Genomic DNA, 14,190 nt, shown 5'->3' with positions numbered 1-14,190 from the left:
TGGTCAGAGATCAGCCGGTCATCTCGCAGCGCGGCGTGGGCGGTTCCCCGTCCCTCTCCCCTGTGCCGGTGCCGGCACCGGTCTCTTCCTCGGCGGCGGCGAGCTGCCGGGCGACCTGCTCGCGGACGTCGGCCAGCCGGCCGATGAGGCCGTCGAGCTCGTCGAGTTTGCGCCGGTAGACGGCGAGCGAGGCCGGGCAGGAATCCCCGGCCGGGTGGCCGGCGCGCAGGCAGTCGACGAAGGGGCGGGTCTCCTCCAGTTCGAAGCCGAAGTCCTGGAGGGTGCGGATCTGCCGCAGCAGCCGCAGGTCGTCCTCGTCGTAGTCGCGGTAGCCGTTGCCGGTCCGCCGGGCGGCCAGCAGCCCGCGTGATTCGTAGTACCTGAGGGTCCGTGTGCTGGTCCCGGCCCGCTCCGCCAGTTCGCCGATGCGCATGGACCGACCGTAGGGCTTGACGCCGACGTCAAGGCAAGGGTCGGCGGGCCGGGGGACCCTCGCCACCCCCGTGTGCGAGGGTCCCCGATACGGATCACGTACGGGGTGGATGTCCGGTTCGGGCCCTGTGACGGGGATCACTCCATGAGTTTGCGGAAGGCGCCTGAAATGGAGTGGCCGAATCCGTACGCTGATATTGGATCTTCGCTTAATCCGATTACCGGACAGTCGCCGGGAAACCGACCCAAAGCATCAAACTCCATAGGACTTTCCTACGAGTTATGAGCTTGTTTGATTGGTTGGTAGTCGCCACCCCTCGGCCACTCCTACGGTGTGCCGTGTGCACTCCAGCCCACCTTTCAATGCCCCCGCCGCGCGTCGCCTGCGCGCGGCCCTGGGCATGGCTCCCGGTCATGTCGCCTATGGCCTGCGCGCCCAGTACGGCCTGCTCGTCGCGCCCGAAACCGTGATGGCGTGGGAGCGGGGGGAACAGTCCCCCACCTCCGCCGAGCTCACGGCGCTCGCCGGCGTGCTCTGGTGCGCCCCCGGCGAGCTGCTCGCCGAGCCCGTCTCCCTGCGCGAACACCGCATGGCGCGCGGCCTGGACCCCGAGGACCTGGCCCGGCGGATCGGGCTGGACGCGAACTCGTACCAGAAGATGGAGGACTCCGGGCGCTGGAAGGGCAACGAACGGCAGTCCGCGGCCCTCGCCTCGGTGCTCGGCCTGACCCTGGCCCAGTTCGTGGCGGCGACCGGCAAGGAGGAGGAGCTCGCCGGACTGCTGCGCAGCGCGGTCACCACCCGCTGGCAGGCGTACACGAAACCGCTGGCCAAGCTGCTGCCGGTGCCCAAGGCCCATCTGGAGCGGGTCCTGGAGACGATGCACAACGACTACCAGTCGCGGATGGTGGCCACCCTGAGCTGGGGCGGCGGCGGGGGCGCGGCCGGGACCGGGGACGCGGGCCGGGAGTTCCTCGCGGAGATCGTGGACCGGTTCTGGGCACTGGCCGGCGGTGCGGGATAGGCCACACCCCCTCCTGCGAAGAAACGGCCCCGGGCGCTCCGCGAGGGAGACGCCCGGGGCCGTTCGGCGCGCAACTGGGGTCCAAGGTCCCGGCGGGCGGGGCCCGTCGGACCGGGTCAGAAGACCGACTCGGCCTCGTACATCCGGTTCTCCGGGACGGTCTTCAGCTCGGTGACCGCGTGGGCGAGCGGGGCCATCACGATGTCGGTGCCGCGCAGGGCGGTCATGTTGCCGAACTCGCCGCGGTGGACGGCCTCCACCGCGTGCCATCCGAAGCGGGTCGCGAGGACGCGGTCGTAGGCGGTGGGGGTGCCGCCGCGCTGGACGTGACCGAGGATGACCGGGCGGGCCTCCTTGCCCAGGCGGTGTTCCAGCTCGACGGCGAGGCGGTTGCCGATGCCGGCGAAGCGCTCGTGACCGTAGGCGTCGATCGCGCCCTTCTCGTACGGCATGGAGCCCTCGGCCGGGTGCGCGCCCTCCGCCACGCAGATGACGGCGAACTTCTTGCCCCGGGAGAATCGTTCCTCCACCATCTTGACCAGGGCCTCCACCTCGAACGGGCGCTCCGGCAGGCAGATGCCGTGGGCGCCGCCGGCCATGCCCGACTCCAGGGCGATCCAGCCCGCGTGGCGGCCCATGACCTCGACCACCATCACGCGCTGGTGCGATTCGGCCGTGGTCTTGAGGCGGTCGATGGCCTCGGTGGCGACCATGACGGCGGTGTCGAAGCCGAAGGTGCGGTCGGTGGCGGAGATGTCGTTGTCGATGGTCTTCGGTACGCCGACCACCGGCATCCCGGCTTCGGACAGCATCCGGGCGGCGGTCAGGGTGCCCTCGCCGCCGATCGGGATCAGCGCGTCGATCTCGTAGCGGCGGGCCAACTCGGCCGCGTTCTCGGCCGCTTCGTGGAGCCGGGCGCGCTCCATGCGCGCCGAGCCGAGGATGGTGCCGCCGCGGGCCAGGATGCCGCTGACGGCGTTGATGTCGAGGGGGCGGTAGTGACCGTGGAGGAGGCCCTTGAAACCATCTTCGAAACCGATGACCTCGTCCCCGTGACCGACCACGGCGCGGTGTACGACCGACCGGATGACAGCGTTCAGGCCCGGGCAGTCGCCGCCTGCGGTGAGAACTCCGATACGCATCGTGCTGTGTCTCCTGCTCCTGGTCGTACCCGGCCGGGCGCGTGCGGGCGTACGGCCGTACAAGATGAAGGGCGTAATGGTGAACCCCGTCCGATTGTTCCACGGTCCGCGGAGGGTGCGCTCGCCGCGCGGATCCGCCCACAGGGCCTTTCGACCCTCCCCGCCAGGCCTTTTTCCCGGCGGGCGTCGTATCCATCGGCAGAGGTATTGTCAAGAGGTCAAGCCCACACCAATCGGGACAACCGGGTCGAAGATCTCCCCGCTCCGCGGCGGGGCCGGCCCGGCACACACATCATGGGACGGAGAGCACGCGTGACGCGCAGCGTGTACGTGACCGGTATCGAGCGGGGGGACGGCCGCCAGGTCGTCGAGCTGGGGATCATGGAGCTCCTGACCCGTCAGACAGGCCGGGTCGGCGTGTACCGGCCGCTGCTGCACGATGGCCCCGACCGGCTCTTCGACCTCCTCAAGGCCCGCTACCGGATCGATCAGGACGCCGCGACGGCGTACGGCATGGAGTACGAGGAGGCCTCCGCGATCCTCGCCGAGAAGGGCACCGACGAGCTGGTGTCCCGACTGGTCGACCGCTACCACCGGGTGGCCCGCGACTACGAGGTCATGCTGGTCCTCGGCACCGACTACGCCGACACGAACCTCCCGGACGAGCTCGCGCTGAACGCCCGGCTCGCCAACGAGCTCGGCGCCGTCGTCATCCCCGTGGTGGGCGGCACCAAGCACCCCGCCGAGGCCGTGCGCGCCGAGGCGCGCAACGCCCACCGGGCCTACGAGAGCCTGGGCTGCCACGTCGTGGCGATGGTCGTCAACCGGGTGGCCGCCGAGGACCGCGACCTCATAGCCGAGCGGCTCGCCGCCCGGCTGCCGGTGCCCTGCTACGTACTGCCCGACGACAAGTCCCTGTCGGCCCCCACCGTCGCCCAGATCACCCGGGCGCTCGGCGGCGAGGTGCTCCTCGGCGACGAGGCCGGGCTGGCGCGCGACGCCCTGGACTTCGTCTTCGGCGGCGCGATGCTGCCGAACTTCCTGAACGCCCTGACCCCCGGCTGCCTGGTCGTCACCCCCGGGGACCGCTCCGACCTGGTCGTGGGGGCGCTGGCCGCGCACACCTCCGGGACCCCTCCGATCGCGGGCGTGCTGCTGACCCTGAACGAACGCCCGACCGACGAGGTCCTGACCCTGGCCTCGAAGCTGGCCCCGGGCACCCCGGTGGTGTCGGTGGCCGGCAACAGCTTCCCCACGGCCGCCGAACTCTTCTCGCTGCAGAGCCGGTTGAACTCCGCGACCCCGCGCAAGCTGGAGACGGCCCTCGGCCTCTTCGAACGGCACGTGGACACCGCCGAGCTGCGCGGGCTGCTGTCCGTGGCCCGGTCCGAGCGGGTCACCCCGATGATGTTCGAGCACGAGCTGCTGGAGCGGGCCCGCGCCGAGCGGCGCCGCGTCGTCCTGCCCGAGGGCACCGAGGAGCGCGTGCTGCGCGCGGCCGACGTGGTGCTGCGCCGCGGGGTCTGCGACCTGACCCTGCTCGGCGAGGAGCAGGCCATCCTGAAGAAGGCCGGCGACCTGGGCCTCGACATCTCGGGCGCGCAGCTGATCGACCCGGCGACCTCCCCCCTGCGGGAACGGTTCTCCGAGTACTACGCCCAGGCCCGCGCCCACAAGGGCATGACCGTCGAACTGGCCGCCGACGTGGTCACCGACGTCAACTACTTCGGCACCCTGATGGTCCAGCAGGGGCTCGCCGACGGCATGGTCTCCGGCTCGGTGCACTCCACCGCCGCGACCATCCGTCCGGCCTTCGAGATCATCAAGACCAAGCCGGAGGCCTCCATCGTCTCCTCGGTCTTCTTCATGTGCCTGGCCGACAAGGTCCTCGTCTACGGCGACTGCGCCGTCAACCCGGACCCGAACGCCGAGCAGCTCGCCGACATCGCCGTCCAGTCCGCCGCGACCGCCGCCGCCTTCGGCGTGGAGCCGCGGATCGCGATGCTCTCGTACTCGACCGGCACCTCCGGCTCGGGCGCGGACGTCGACAAGGTCCGCAAGGCCACCGAGATCGTCCGCGCGCACCGCCCCGACCTGGCCGTGGAGGGTCCGATCCAGTACGACGCCGCGGTGGAGCCCTCGGTCGCGGCGACCAAGCTGCCGGACTCCGAGGTGGCCGGCCGGGCGAGCGTGCTGATCTTCCCCGACCTGAACACGGGCAACAACACGTACAAGGCCGTGCAGCGTTCGGCGGGCGCCGTCGCGGTCGGCCCGGTCCTCCAGGGTCTGCGCAAGCCGGTCAACGACCTCTCGCGGGGCGCGCTGGTGCAGGACATCGTCACCACCGTGGCCATCACCGCGATCCAGGCGCAGTCCCAGGGCGCGCCGTCCGCCTCCGCCTGACCTCCCTCCGTCCGCAAGAAGGAAAGACCGCCACCGTGACCGCATCGCGCGTACTCGTCCTCAACTCCGGCTCCTCGTCGGTCAAGTACCAGCTCCTCGACATGGCGGACCGGTCCCGCCTCGCGGCGGGGCTGGTGGAGCGGATCGGCGAGGAGACCTCCCGGCTCGTGCACGAACCGCTCACCGGCCCCGGCGCCGCGGCCGGCCCCCGCGAGCGGCTCGGCCCGATCGCCGACCACGAGGCCGCCCTGGAGGCGGTCGCCGCGGAGCTGGCCGCCGACGGCATGGGCCTGGACTCCCCGGAGCTGGCCGCGGTCGGGCACCGGGTGGTGCACGGCGGGACCCGCTTCACGCGGCCGACGGTGATCGACGACGAGGTGCTCGCGGAGATCCGCAGCCTGATCCCGCTGGCCCCGCTGCACAACCCGGCGAACGTGACCGGCATCGAGGTGGCCCGCTCGCTGCGCGCGGACGTCCCGCAGGTCGCCGTCTTCGACACGGCCTTCCACTCGACGATGCCGGAGCACGTGGCCCGGTACGCGATCGACGCGGCGACGGCCGACAAGTACGCCATCCGGCGCTACGGCTTCCACGGCACCTCCCACGCCTACGTCTCCCGGGCGACGGCGGCGCTGCTGGGCAGGCCGGTCGAGGACGTCAACGTGATCGTGCTCCACCTGGGCAACGGGGCCTCGGCATCGGCCGTCCGGGGCGGGGTGTGCGAGGAGACCTCGATGGGCCTGACCCCGCTGGAGGGCCTGGTCATGGGGACCCGTTCGGGCGACGTGGATCCCGCGGTCGTCTTCCACCTGGCCCGGGTCGGCGGCCTGTCCGTCGACGAGATCGACTCGCTGCTGAACAAGAAGAGCGGTCTGCTGGGTCTGTGCGGCGACAACGACATGCGCGAGGTGCAGCGGCGGGCGGACGGGGGCGACCCGGCGGCCCGGCTCGCGCTGGCGGCGTACGTCCACCGTCTGAAGAAGTACATCGGCGCCTATACGGCGGTACTCGGCCGGGTGGACGCGGTGGTGTTCACGGCGGGCGTCGGGGAGAACGCGGCCGCCGTCCGGGAGGCTGCGGTGGCGGGTCTGGAGGAGCTGGGCCTCGCGCTGGACCCCGAGGCCAACGCCGTCCGCTCGACCGAGCCCCGGCTGGTGTCGGCGAAGGACGCCCGGGTGGCCGTGGCCGTGGTCCCGACCGATGAGGAACTGGAGATCGCGACCCAGGCGTACGCGCTGGTTACCCAGTAGTCACTTGGACTTTCCACCAGACGGAATATTCCGCTACGAAACAAACGGATAGGATCCGCTTCATGCGCCGTTCCAAAATCGTCTGCACGCTGGGCCCCGCCGTCGACTCGTATGAGCAGCTGAAAGCGCTCATCGAGGCAGGTATGAACGTGGCCCGATTCAACTTCAGCCACGGATCCCAGGCAGAACACCAGGAGCGGTACGACCGCGTCCGGAAGGTCTCCGAGGACACCGGGCGCGCGGTCGGCGTGCTCGCCGACCTCCAGGGTCCGAAGATCCGTCTGGAGACCTTCGCCGAGGGTCCCGTCGAGCTGGTGCGCGGTGACGAGTTCACCATCACCACCGAGGACGTCCCGGGCGACAAGTCCATCTGCGGCACCACCTACAAGGGCCTCCCGGGCGACGTCGCCAAGGGTGACCAGATCCTGATCAACGACGGCAACGTCGAACTGCGGGTGACGGAGGTCGAGGGCCCGCGGGTCAAGACCATCGTCATCGAGGGCGGTGTCATCTCGGACCACAAGGGCATCAACCTGCCGGGTGCCGCCGTGAACGTCCCCGCCCTGTCGGAGAAGGACGTCGACGACCTGCGCTTCGCCCTGCGGATGGGCTGCGACATGGTCGCCCTCTCCTTCGTCCGCGACGCCAACGACGTCAAGGACGTCCACAAGGTGATGGACGAGGAGGGCCGCCGCGTCCCCGTCATCGCCAAGGTCGAGAAGCCCCAGGCCGTCGAGAACATGGCGGCGGTCGTCGACGCCTTCGACGCGGTCATGGTGGCCCGCGGCGACCTCGCCGTGGAGTACCCGCTCGAAAAGGTCCCGATGGTCCAGAAGCGGCTCATCGAGATGTGCCGCCGCAACGCCAAGCCGGTGATCGTCGCGACCCAGATGATGGAGTCGATGATCACCAACTCCCGTCCGACCCGCGCCGAGGCCTCCGACGTCGCGAACGCCATCCTCGACGGCGCCGACGCGGTCATGCTGTCGGCCGAGTCCTCGGTCGGCGCCTACCCGATCGAGACCGTCAAGACGATGTCGAAGATCGTCGCGGCGGCCGAGGAGGAGCTCCTCTCCAAGGGCCTCCAGCCGCTGGTCCAGGGCAAGAAGCCGCGCACCCAGGGCGGCTCCGTCGCCCGCGCGGCCTGCGAGATCGCGGACTTCCTCGACGGCAAGGCGCTCATCGCCTTCACCCAGTCCGGCGACACGGCCCGCCGCCTGTCGCGCTACCGCGCCACGCAGCCGATCATGGCCTTCACCACGGACGTGAACACCCGCAACCAGCTCACCCTGAGCTGGGGCGTCGACTCCTACGTCGTCCCGCACGTGGACAACACGGACGCGATGGTCGACCTGGTGGACGGCGAGCTGCTCAAGCTGGGCCGCTACGCCGCCGGCGACACCATGATCATCACGGCCGGCTCGCCCCCCGGCGTCCCGGGCACGACCAACATGGTCCGCGTCCACCACCTGGGCAGCGCCACCCAGGCCTGACCGACCGTCCGCACTCTGCCGCACAGAGACCGAGGGCGGCGCCCCCGACTCCCCCACCGGGACCGGGAGCGCCGCCCTCGGTGCGTTCCGGGGCCCGGAGGGATCCTGTGGATTCCCTGTGCGTTTCCTACTCCCGGGTAGACATGGCCGGAAAGGCGCTACCGCGGGTAAGGGCGATCATGAAACGGTCAGTTCACGCCTTGGGGGAAGGCAAAGAACACATCACTCGCGCCTGACCAGCGCCCGTACATCCGCACGCCTTCCTTCGGGCTGTCCACTTCGCTCCGGAGAACAGGCAGACACGTGCAAAGATCGACACTCTTGAGGGGCAGGAGCCCAGGCGTTCGCGCCGCCGCCCGGCGCGGCCTCGCCGGCACCGCCCTCGCCACCAGCGCCGCCCTGCTGGCCGGCCTCATCAGCGCCGCCCCGGCGTCGGCGATCGAAATCCCACCGGACGACGAGCCGGCGTACCGGCCGATCAGCCTGGGCGCACAGGGCCGCTTCGACCGCTGCGCGGGCGGCTTCGCCCTGCACATCGGCGGACCCGAGATGAAGAAGGTGGCGTCCAAGGCGCTCACCGGAACGGCCGCGGACCTCCGCACGGCCACCGACCTGGCCACGGGGATGAACCCGTTGCGCGAGGCGATGCTCACGGACCGGGACTCCCGCGAGGGCTCTCCCGTCGCATCCGCGGAGCGACGCGAACGCTGGGAAGCGTCGAACTATCCCTACTGGTCCTCCGGCACCGCAGCCGGCCTGGCGCACTACGCGCCCAAGTTCGACGCGGACATCGTCGCATTCACCCTGGGCCCCCAGCGCGACCTGTACTACCAGTTGGGCGGTGACGGCCACGCGGTGGCGTCCCAGGCCGCCGTCGACAAGGCGAAGGCGCTCGCCGAGGAGCTCAAGGGCCAGGACCTCAACAACGACTTCGTCGTCAAGGACCTGCTCTCGGACGCGACCAAAACCGAATACAACTACGGTGCCACCACCGCCAGCGACATCGCCCGCTACCTGCGGCTCGGTGGCTTCATGAAGCAGGTGCCGGCCGAGGACTCGGTCGAATTCCGTCTTGAGGTCGAGGCGCTGAAGGCTGCCTGGGGTGCCTGCGACAGCCGCAACCCGGTCGACTTCTACCGGGTCATGTCCCCGATCGTCGTCACCGCGCACGTGGAGTGGGAGCAGGAGTACGCCGCCCAGACCACGCCGCGCAACGAAATCGTCAAGGCTGAGGTCAGTGCGGCCTCGGAGGCCCGCAAGGCCACCGAGGCCATGATCGAGTCGCTCGGCCAGGCCTGGCTCGCCGACCAGATCCTGACCTGGCAGAAGTACTGGGGAGCCCAGCCCGCGAACGCGTCGGGCCGACCCGCCGCATCGGTCTTCACCCAAGCCACCAAGGATCTCGGGACGGCCCGTACCAAGGCCGCCGACCAGGCGAAGATCGCGGCGACCGCTTCGGCCGCCGCCAAGACTGCGTCCGACAAGGCCGACACCGCGCAGAACGCGGCGTGGGCCATCGCCGATGTCGCCAAGACCCCGCGCGGACGCGGTCTGCTGTTCGCCCAGCAGTCCGTCCAGGTCGCAAAGGCCTCGGCGGCCGCCGCCGAGGCCGCCGCCAAGGCCTCGCTGACCGCGTCGAACGCCGCGAAGGCGACCGTCGCGGACAGCAAGACCCTCTACGCCCTGGCCCAGACCCAGTCGCACGCACTGAACACCGAGTTCCGCCGCATCGCCGCGCAGGAGGCAGCCGCGCAGGCCAAGGCAGCGGCCGACTCCGCCGCCGCCCAGGCCAAGGAAGCCGCGGACAACGCCACCAAGGCGAAGAAGGCCCAGGCCACCGCCGAGGCCGCGCAGGAGACCGCCCGCAAGGCGGCCGACACCGCGAAGACGGAACGCGCGAAGGCCGAGAAGGAGAAGGCCACCGCCGCCAAGGAACGGCAGACCGCAGCCACCGAGCGCGCAAAGGCCCAGGCAGCCGAGGGCCGTGCCGCGACCGAACGCGAGACGGCGGGCCGGGCCAGGACCGAGGCGGAGTCCCAGGCGAAGACCGCGAGCGATCAGCTCGGACTGACACTCGCCGCGGAGGGCAAGGCCGCCGAGGCGCGTGAAAAGGCTGAGGCCGCCGAGGTGGAGAAGAACGCCGCCGCGTCACGCGCCGCCGCTCTGGAAGCCGCCGCGGCAGCAGCCGTCGGGACTCCCGCGGCCGCGGAGACCCGGGAAGCCGCGACCGCTGCCCGGACCGCCGCGAACGAGGCGAACGGCGCGGCCGCTCGTGCCCGTACGGCGGCCGGCGACGCGTCCACCGCCTCCGTGAACGCACGCGCCGCTTCCACCCGCGCTGACGGTGCCGCCGAGCGGTCCCGGGCATCCGCGGACAAGGCATGGTCCGCCTGGCAGACCAGCTTCGCCGCATCCCTGACCGCACACGCCGCGGCAGCCGACGCCATCGCGGCGGCCAACGCCGCCTCGGTCAACGCCACCAAGGCCGAGGCCGAGGCGAAGAAGGCCCAGACCGCGTCCCTCCAGGCGATCAAGAACGCCGCCGACGCCCGTACCGAGGCCGTCAAGACGGCCGCGTGGTCGGCCGTCACCGCGGGACACGCCTACGCCACCTCCATGGCGGCCTCGGCCGCACGTGACTCCGCGGCTCAGGCCATCGCGCCCGCCAACACCGCCATCGCGATCGGTACCGCCTACCGCGAGACCGACTCGGCGGCCGCTTTTGCCGCTCTGGTCGGCCAGTCCGCGAAGACCCACGCCGAGCAGCAGGCGGCGGCCGCGACGGCCAAGGCCGACGAGGCGACCAAGGCTGCCGCGGCAGCCAAGGCCCTCGCCGACAAGGCCGCCGGCGATTCCAAGCTCGCCGCCCAGGCGGCAGCCGCGGCAGCCGCCGACACAGCCGCCGCGCTGAAGTCCATGGCGGCCGCGCGGGCCTCGGCGGCCGAAGCGGCTCGGGCCGCCGACGCCGCCAAGAAGGCGGACGACAAGACGAAGGAGTACAGCGCCCAGGCCGGCACGGACGCCGTCTTCGCGGGCAGCGCGGCCAAGGATGCGGCCAACGAAGCGCTCGGCGCCAACAACGAGGCCACCGAAGCCGAGAAGAGCGCGTCCAACGCCCACGCGTCCGCCGACGCTGCCACCCGTGACGCGAGCGCAGCCGATACCGCGGCGACCCAGTCGGAGAAGGACGCCGTTTCCGCGGAGACGGCCGCCGCCAATGCCAACCAGGACGCTAAAGATGCCGCGGCCGCCGCAGACCGCGCCGAGGAGGAGTTCCGCAAGGAGCAGGAGGAGGCGCGCAAGGCTCTGGTCGATGCACCCAAGCCGAACACCGGGACCGACCTCTCGCAGGACGAGGAAGCTCTGCTGCTGGCGAACTGCGGTCAGGCATGCGTCGACGAGTTCCGCGAGGCCAAGAAACTCGCGGCCAAGGACGTGCTCGACTGGGTGATCGAGATCGGCGGGCAGATCCTGCTCGACGAACTCGGCTACACGGACGCCAAGAAGTGCTTCGGCCAGCGCGACGTGGAGAGCTGCCTGTGGACGCTCGTCAACGTCGTGATGGTGGGTGTGGCCGTGACGAAGATCCCTGCAGTCGCCAAGGTGATCTACAAGGTGGGCAAGGGCGTCAACACCTTCCTGGAGAGCATGGACCGCGCCCGCTCCACGCTGGAGCGGATGCGCAAGCTCCTCGAGACCCTCAAGAAGGGGCAGCCCGCGCTCCAGTGCCTCACCGACCTCGCCGACGGTGCCTCGCAGGCGGCTGCCGCCAAGGCCGCTCCGCGTGCCGCCTCTGCCGCCGCGGCCACGCCGAAGATCTGCGTGACGAGGAACATCCCGGATGGAAGCCTCCTCGACAAGCTGATGAAGAAGTCCGCGAAGAACCAGCAGGTGGCCCAGGACTTCAAGAGCCTCGAAGCCAAGCTCAAGGCGGGCAACGACCAGGCGGGAATCGGCGCCGGCGCCCTCAGCGGCGGAGTGCGGTACCAGCGCGCCAGGAACGGCGGAAGGGTGTTCTACCGTAAGGTCGGAGATGCGTTCGAGATCGTGGCGATGTCCGACAAGGCGAACGAAGACAAGGTCATCGCAGAACTTCTGAGGATCTATGCCGGCTGACCATCCTTTCCACACCGTGACGACCAGCCGGTTCACCATCACGTACTTCCTCGGCCTTGAGGAAGACCCGTTGACGGTGGAGAACACCGACGCGATCGTCACGGCGCCGGACGGCACCCGCTGGAGCGCCACGCTCCTGACCCACCGTGAGATCGCCAAGGTGATGGACCGCTGGGCGACCACGGGCGAGTGCGCCGACGGTTCCTACTTCCAGGTGCAGGACCTGGTGATCGTTCGGGAGCCCGGTGTGGATGCCATGACGAGGGCGCTGGTGGACATCTTCGAGGAGTACGGCATGGAGACCCGCGTCCTGCCCCGGCTCGACGACTGATCACCACGCACACGACCAGAGGCCCCCTCCCGTTCGGGAGGGGGCCTCTGGTCGTGGCGGACTACTTCTCCGCCGGGCCGACGTAGTTCTTGAGGCCCGGGACGGTGAGGTTGCCGCCGAACTGGCCGGCCTGGACGACCTTGACGTGCGTGAAGAACGCGAAGGGGACGTTCAGGGGCGGCGGGCTGTTCGGGGTGAACTCGATCGGGATCAGGCCGAAGAGGTTGCCCTTGAGGCTTTCGGTGTACATGGTCACCTTGGCGCCCCGGATCTTGGACGTGGAACCCGGGCGGGACTTCAGGTGGGCGACGGTGTTGCCCGTTCCGACCGTTTGGTACAGGTCCTTGATGTCCAGGGAGTCCGCGGTGAACTTCAGGACCTTCTTGACCTTGCCGCCCGCCGTCTTCACCTCGACGATGCCCGCGTAGTCCAGGCCGTAGAGGGTCAGCAGCGAGCTGTCCAGGTACCAGGGCTCGTCCGGCAGGAGCGGGATGCCCGGCTCCAGCTGCGCGTCGGCCAGGGCCTTGGCGTCGTAGGTCGGGCACGGGAAGGGCTGCTTGCCGTCCGGGTCCGTGGTCGCCGAGGTCGAGGGAGACGGCGACGGCGAGGCGTCGGGGTCGGTCTCGTCGGCGGTCTTCTTCGGGTCGGCGGCCTTGCCCGTCTCGTCCTTCGGGGTCTTGACGGTGTCCTTGACGTCCTGGGGCAGTTCCTTGACCTCGACGCCGGCCTTCTTCGCCGCCTCGCGGATCGCGTCCGCGGCCGGGTCCGTGGTCTTCGTCGCGCCGCTCGGGGTGGGCGCGGGCGTCGGGGTGGCCGGCTTCTGCGCGTCCTTGATCGGCCTGCCGAGCGAGTCGACGAGGCCCTTGAGGGCGTCGCCCACTCCCAGCGGGTCGAGCGGGTTCGTGCTCTTGGTCGCCGAAGGGGACGGGGAGGGCGAGGTGCTCGCGCTCGCGGACGGCTTGGGGGCCGGGGGCACCTGCTTGTCCGCTTCCTGCGGCTTCTTCGCGGAGGCGGAGCCCGAGGGGGTGGTGACCGGCTTCGGGCTCCCGCTCGCACCCGGCGAGGGCGTCGCGGTGGGCGACGTGCTCGGCGAGGGCGTCTTGGAGGGCGACGGGGAGGCCGATTCGGCCGGCTCGTCCGACCGGGTCACGCAGGGGCCGGGCGCGAAGGGGATGTCCTTGTCGTCGGCCAGGGCCATCTTCGGGGCCATGCCCATCCCGACGAACACCGCCGTCGGCATCGCAGCCAGCGCCATCGTCTTGCCGACGGGTATCTGGAGCTTGTTCAGCAGCGACTTCCTGGGCGCCGCGTGGCGCGGGCCCTTCCTGTCGCGGGACTCTGCGCCAGGGGCCGCGCCCCTCTGCGTCTCGTCACCCCGCACTGTTCCTCCCGCCATCGGCGTGGGCATTGGTCTCGGTCGCGTAAGCCGTTTCCACGTCGCGGGGACCCGGGACCCCAAGGAGGCCGTGCACCGGCTCCTGCGTCTTGGCCTCCGCATCGGCCTCGGGCTCCTCCTCGTCCGGCTTCCCCGGGGCCCAGGACAGCGCGAGCGCTCCGCCGAGCAGGGAGAAGAGGAATCCGAGGAAGAAACCGCCCAGGTTGGACACCGGCAGGGAGACCAGCGCGAGGAGGATCGCGGCGACACCGGCGAACACCCGCATGCCCTGCTGGAACCAAAGGGCGATACCGAGGGTGATCAGCAGGATGCCGATGATCAGCGAGCCCGCGCCGGCGGTGGTCGCCATCGCGATGGTGATGTTGCCCAGCCGGAGGTCCGCGTAGGGGAAGTAGGCGATCGGAACGCCACCCAGGGCGGTGAAGAGACCCGCCCAGAAGGGCCGTTCCCCCCTCCAGGCGCGGAAGCGGTAGTACACCACGGTGAACCAAGCGTCGTCTGCGGCGCGAACCGGGGCCTGGGGGTTCATGGACAACAGCTCCCTGGAAACGGTGGTACGGAAACTCTGTGGAGCCCGCGGGGGCGGACGGCGGCGTCCGCCC

At 70.6% G+C, this 14,190-nt stretch carries 10 protein-coding genes; 6 read left to right on the top strand and 4 right to left on the bottom strand.

The features are described from left to right. Window positions 1-10: 10 nt before the first annotated feature. Window positions 11-433: a MerR family transcriptional regulator gene (locus ABZW32_RS01555; protein WP_356209717.1), complete on the bottom strand. Its 423-nt coding sequence runs from the start codon at window positions 431-433 to the stop codon at window positions 11-13. A 400-nt stretch (window positions 434-833) separates the two neighbouring features. Here ABZW32_RS01555 and ABZW32_RS01550 point away from each other — a divergent pair, with 400 nt between their 5' ends. Beyond that, complete coding sequence (locus ABZW32_RS01550; protein ID WP_356209965.1) at window positions 834-1,457, top strand: helix-turn-helix domain-containing protein; 624 nt, start codon at window positions 834-836, stop codon at window positions 1,455-1,457. Window positions 1,458-1,573: 116 nt separating this feature from the next. Here ABZW32_RS01550 and ABZW32_RS01545 read toward each other — a convergent pair whose 3' ends face one another. After that, window positions 1,574-2,599, bottom strand: a complete 1,026-nt coding sequence (locus ABZW32_RS01545) for an ATP-dependent 6-phosphofructokinase (protein ID WP_356209715.1) — start codon at window positions 2,597-2,599, stop codon at window positions 1,574-1,576. A 312-nt stretch (window positions 2,600-2,911) separates the two neighbouring features. On the opposite strand from ABZW32_RS01545, the gene pta reads away from it, so the two are divergent. From pta to ABZW32_RS01520, 5 genes are all read left to right on the top strand, one after another. Next, the gene (gene pta / locus ABZW32_RS01540) at window positions 2,912-5,002 is read left to right on the top strand and encodes a phosphate acetyltransferase (RefSeq protein ID WP_356209712.1); all 2,091 of its coding nucleotides are present in this window, start codon (window positions 2,912-2,914) and stop codon (window positions 5,000-5,002) included. Window positions 5,003-5,037: 35 nt separating this feature from the next. Continuing rightward, window positions 5,038-6,252: an acetate kinase gene (locus ABZW32_RS01535; protein WP_356209710.1), complete on the top strand. Its 1,215-nt coding sequence runs from the start codon at window positions 5,038-5,040 to the stop codon at window positions 6,250-6,252. A gap of 62 nt (window positions 6,253-6,314) precedes the next feature. Further along, window positions 6,315-7,745 carry a pyruvate kinase gene (gene pyk, locus ABZW32_RS01530; RefSeq protein WP_356209707.1) on the top strand — a complete coding sequence of 477 codons (1,431 nt, stop codon included), beginning with the start codon at window positions 6,315-6,317 and terminating at the stop codon, window positions 7,743-7,745. Between the two features lie 321 nt (window positions 7,746-8,066). Next, on the top strand, window positions 8,067-11,861 hold the full coding sequence (locus ABZW32_RS01525; protein ID WP_356209705.1) for a hypothetical protein: 3,795 nt from the start codon (window positions 8,067-8,069) through the stop codon (window positions 11,859-11,861). Between the two features lie 16 nt (window positions 11,862-11,877). Then, the gene (locus ABZW32_RS01520; protein WP_356209702.1) at window positions 11,878-12,192 is read left to right on the top strand and encodes a hypothetical protein; all 315 of its coding nucleotides are present in this window, start codon (window positions 11,878-11,880) and stop codon (window positions 12,190-12,192) included. Window positions 12,193-12,253: 61 nt separating this feature from the next. Here the strand turns inward: ABZW32_RS01520 and ABZW32_RS01515 are convergent, their stop codons facing one another. Beyond that, window positions 12,254-13,573 carry a hypothetical protein gene (locus ABZW32_RS01515; RefSeq protein ID WP_356209699.1) on the bottom strand — a complete coding sequence of 440 codons (1,320 nt, stop codon included), beginning with the start codon at window positions 13,571-13,573 and terminating at the stop codon, window positions 12,254-12,256. Beyond that, window positions 13,563-14,117 (bottom strand): DUF6114 domain-containing protein, encoded by a 555-nt coding sequence (locus ABZW32_RS01510; RefSeq protein WP_356209697.1) that lies wholly within the window; start codon window positions 14,115-14,117, stop codon window positions 13,563-13,565. The genes ABZW32_RS01515 and ABZW32_RS01510 overlap by 11 nt, the downstream gene beginning before the upstream one ends. Between the last annotated feature and the right edge of the window lie 73 nt (window positions 14,118-14,190).

It is taken from the genome of Streptomyces sp. NPDC004667 (assembly GCF_040609475.1).
Lineage (GTDB): Bacteria > Actinomycetota > Actinomycetes > Streptomycetales > Streptomycetaceae > Streptomyces.
Note: the sequence above shows the minus strand (reverse complement) of the source record. Positions and strands in the feature narration are given on the sequence as shown.

Coding starts and splice junctions, on each gene's coding strand:
- ABZW32_RS01555 (WP_356209717.1), bottom strand. CDS start 433: ATGCGCATCGGCGAACTGGCGGAGCGGGCCGGGACCAGCACACGGACC.
- pyk (WP_356209707.1), top strand. CDS start 6,315: ATGCGCCGTTCCAAAATCGTCTGCACGCTGGGCCCCGCCGTCGACTCG.
- ABZW32_RS01550 (WP_356209965.1), top strand. CDS start 834: ATGGCTCCCGGTCATGTCGCCTATGGCCTGCGCGCCCAGTACGGCCTG.
- ABZW32_RS01545 (WP_356209715.1), bottom strand. CDS start 2,599: ATGCGTATCGGAGTTCTCACCGCAGGCGGCGACTGCCCGGGCCTGAAC.
- ABZW32_RS01510 (WP_356209697.1), bottom strand. CDS start 14,117: ATGAACCCCCAGGCCCCGGTTCGCGCCGCAGACGACGCTTGGTTCACC.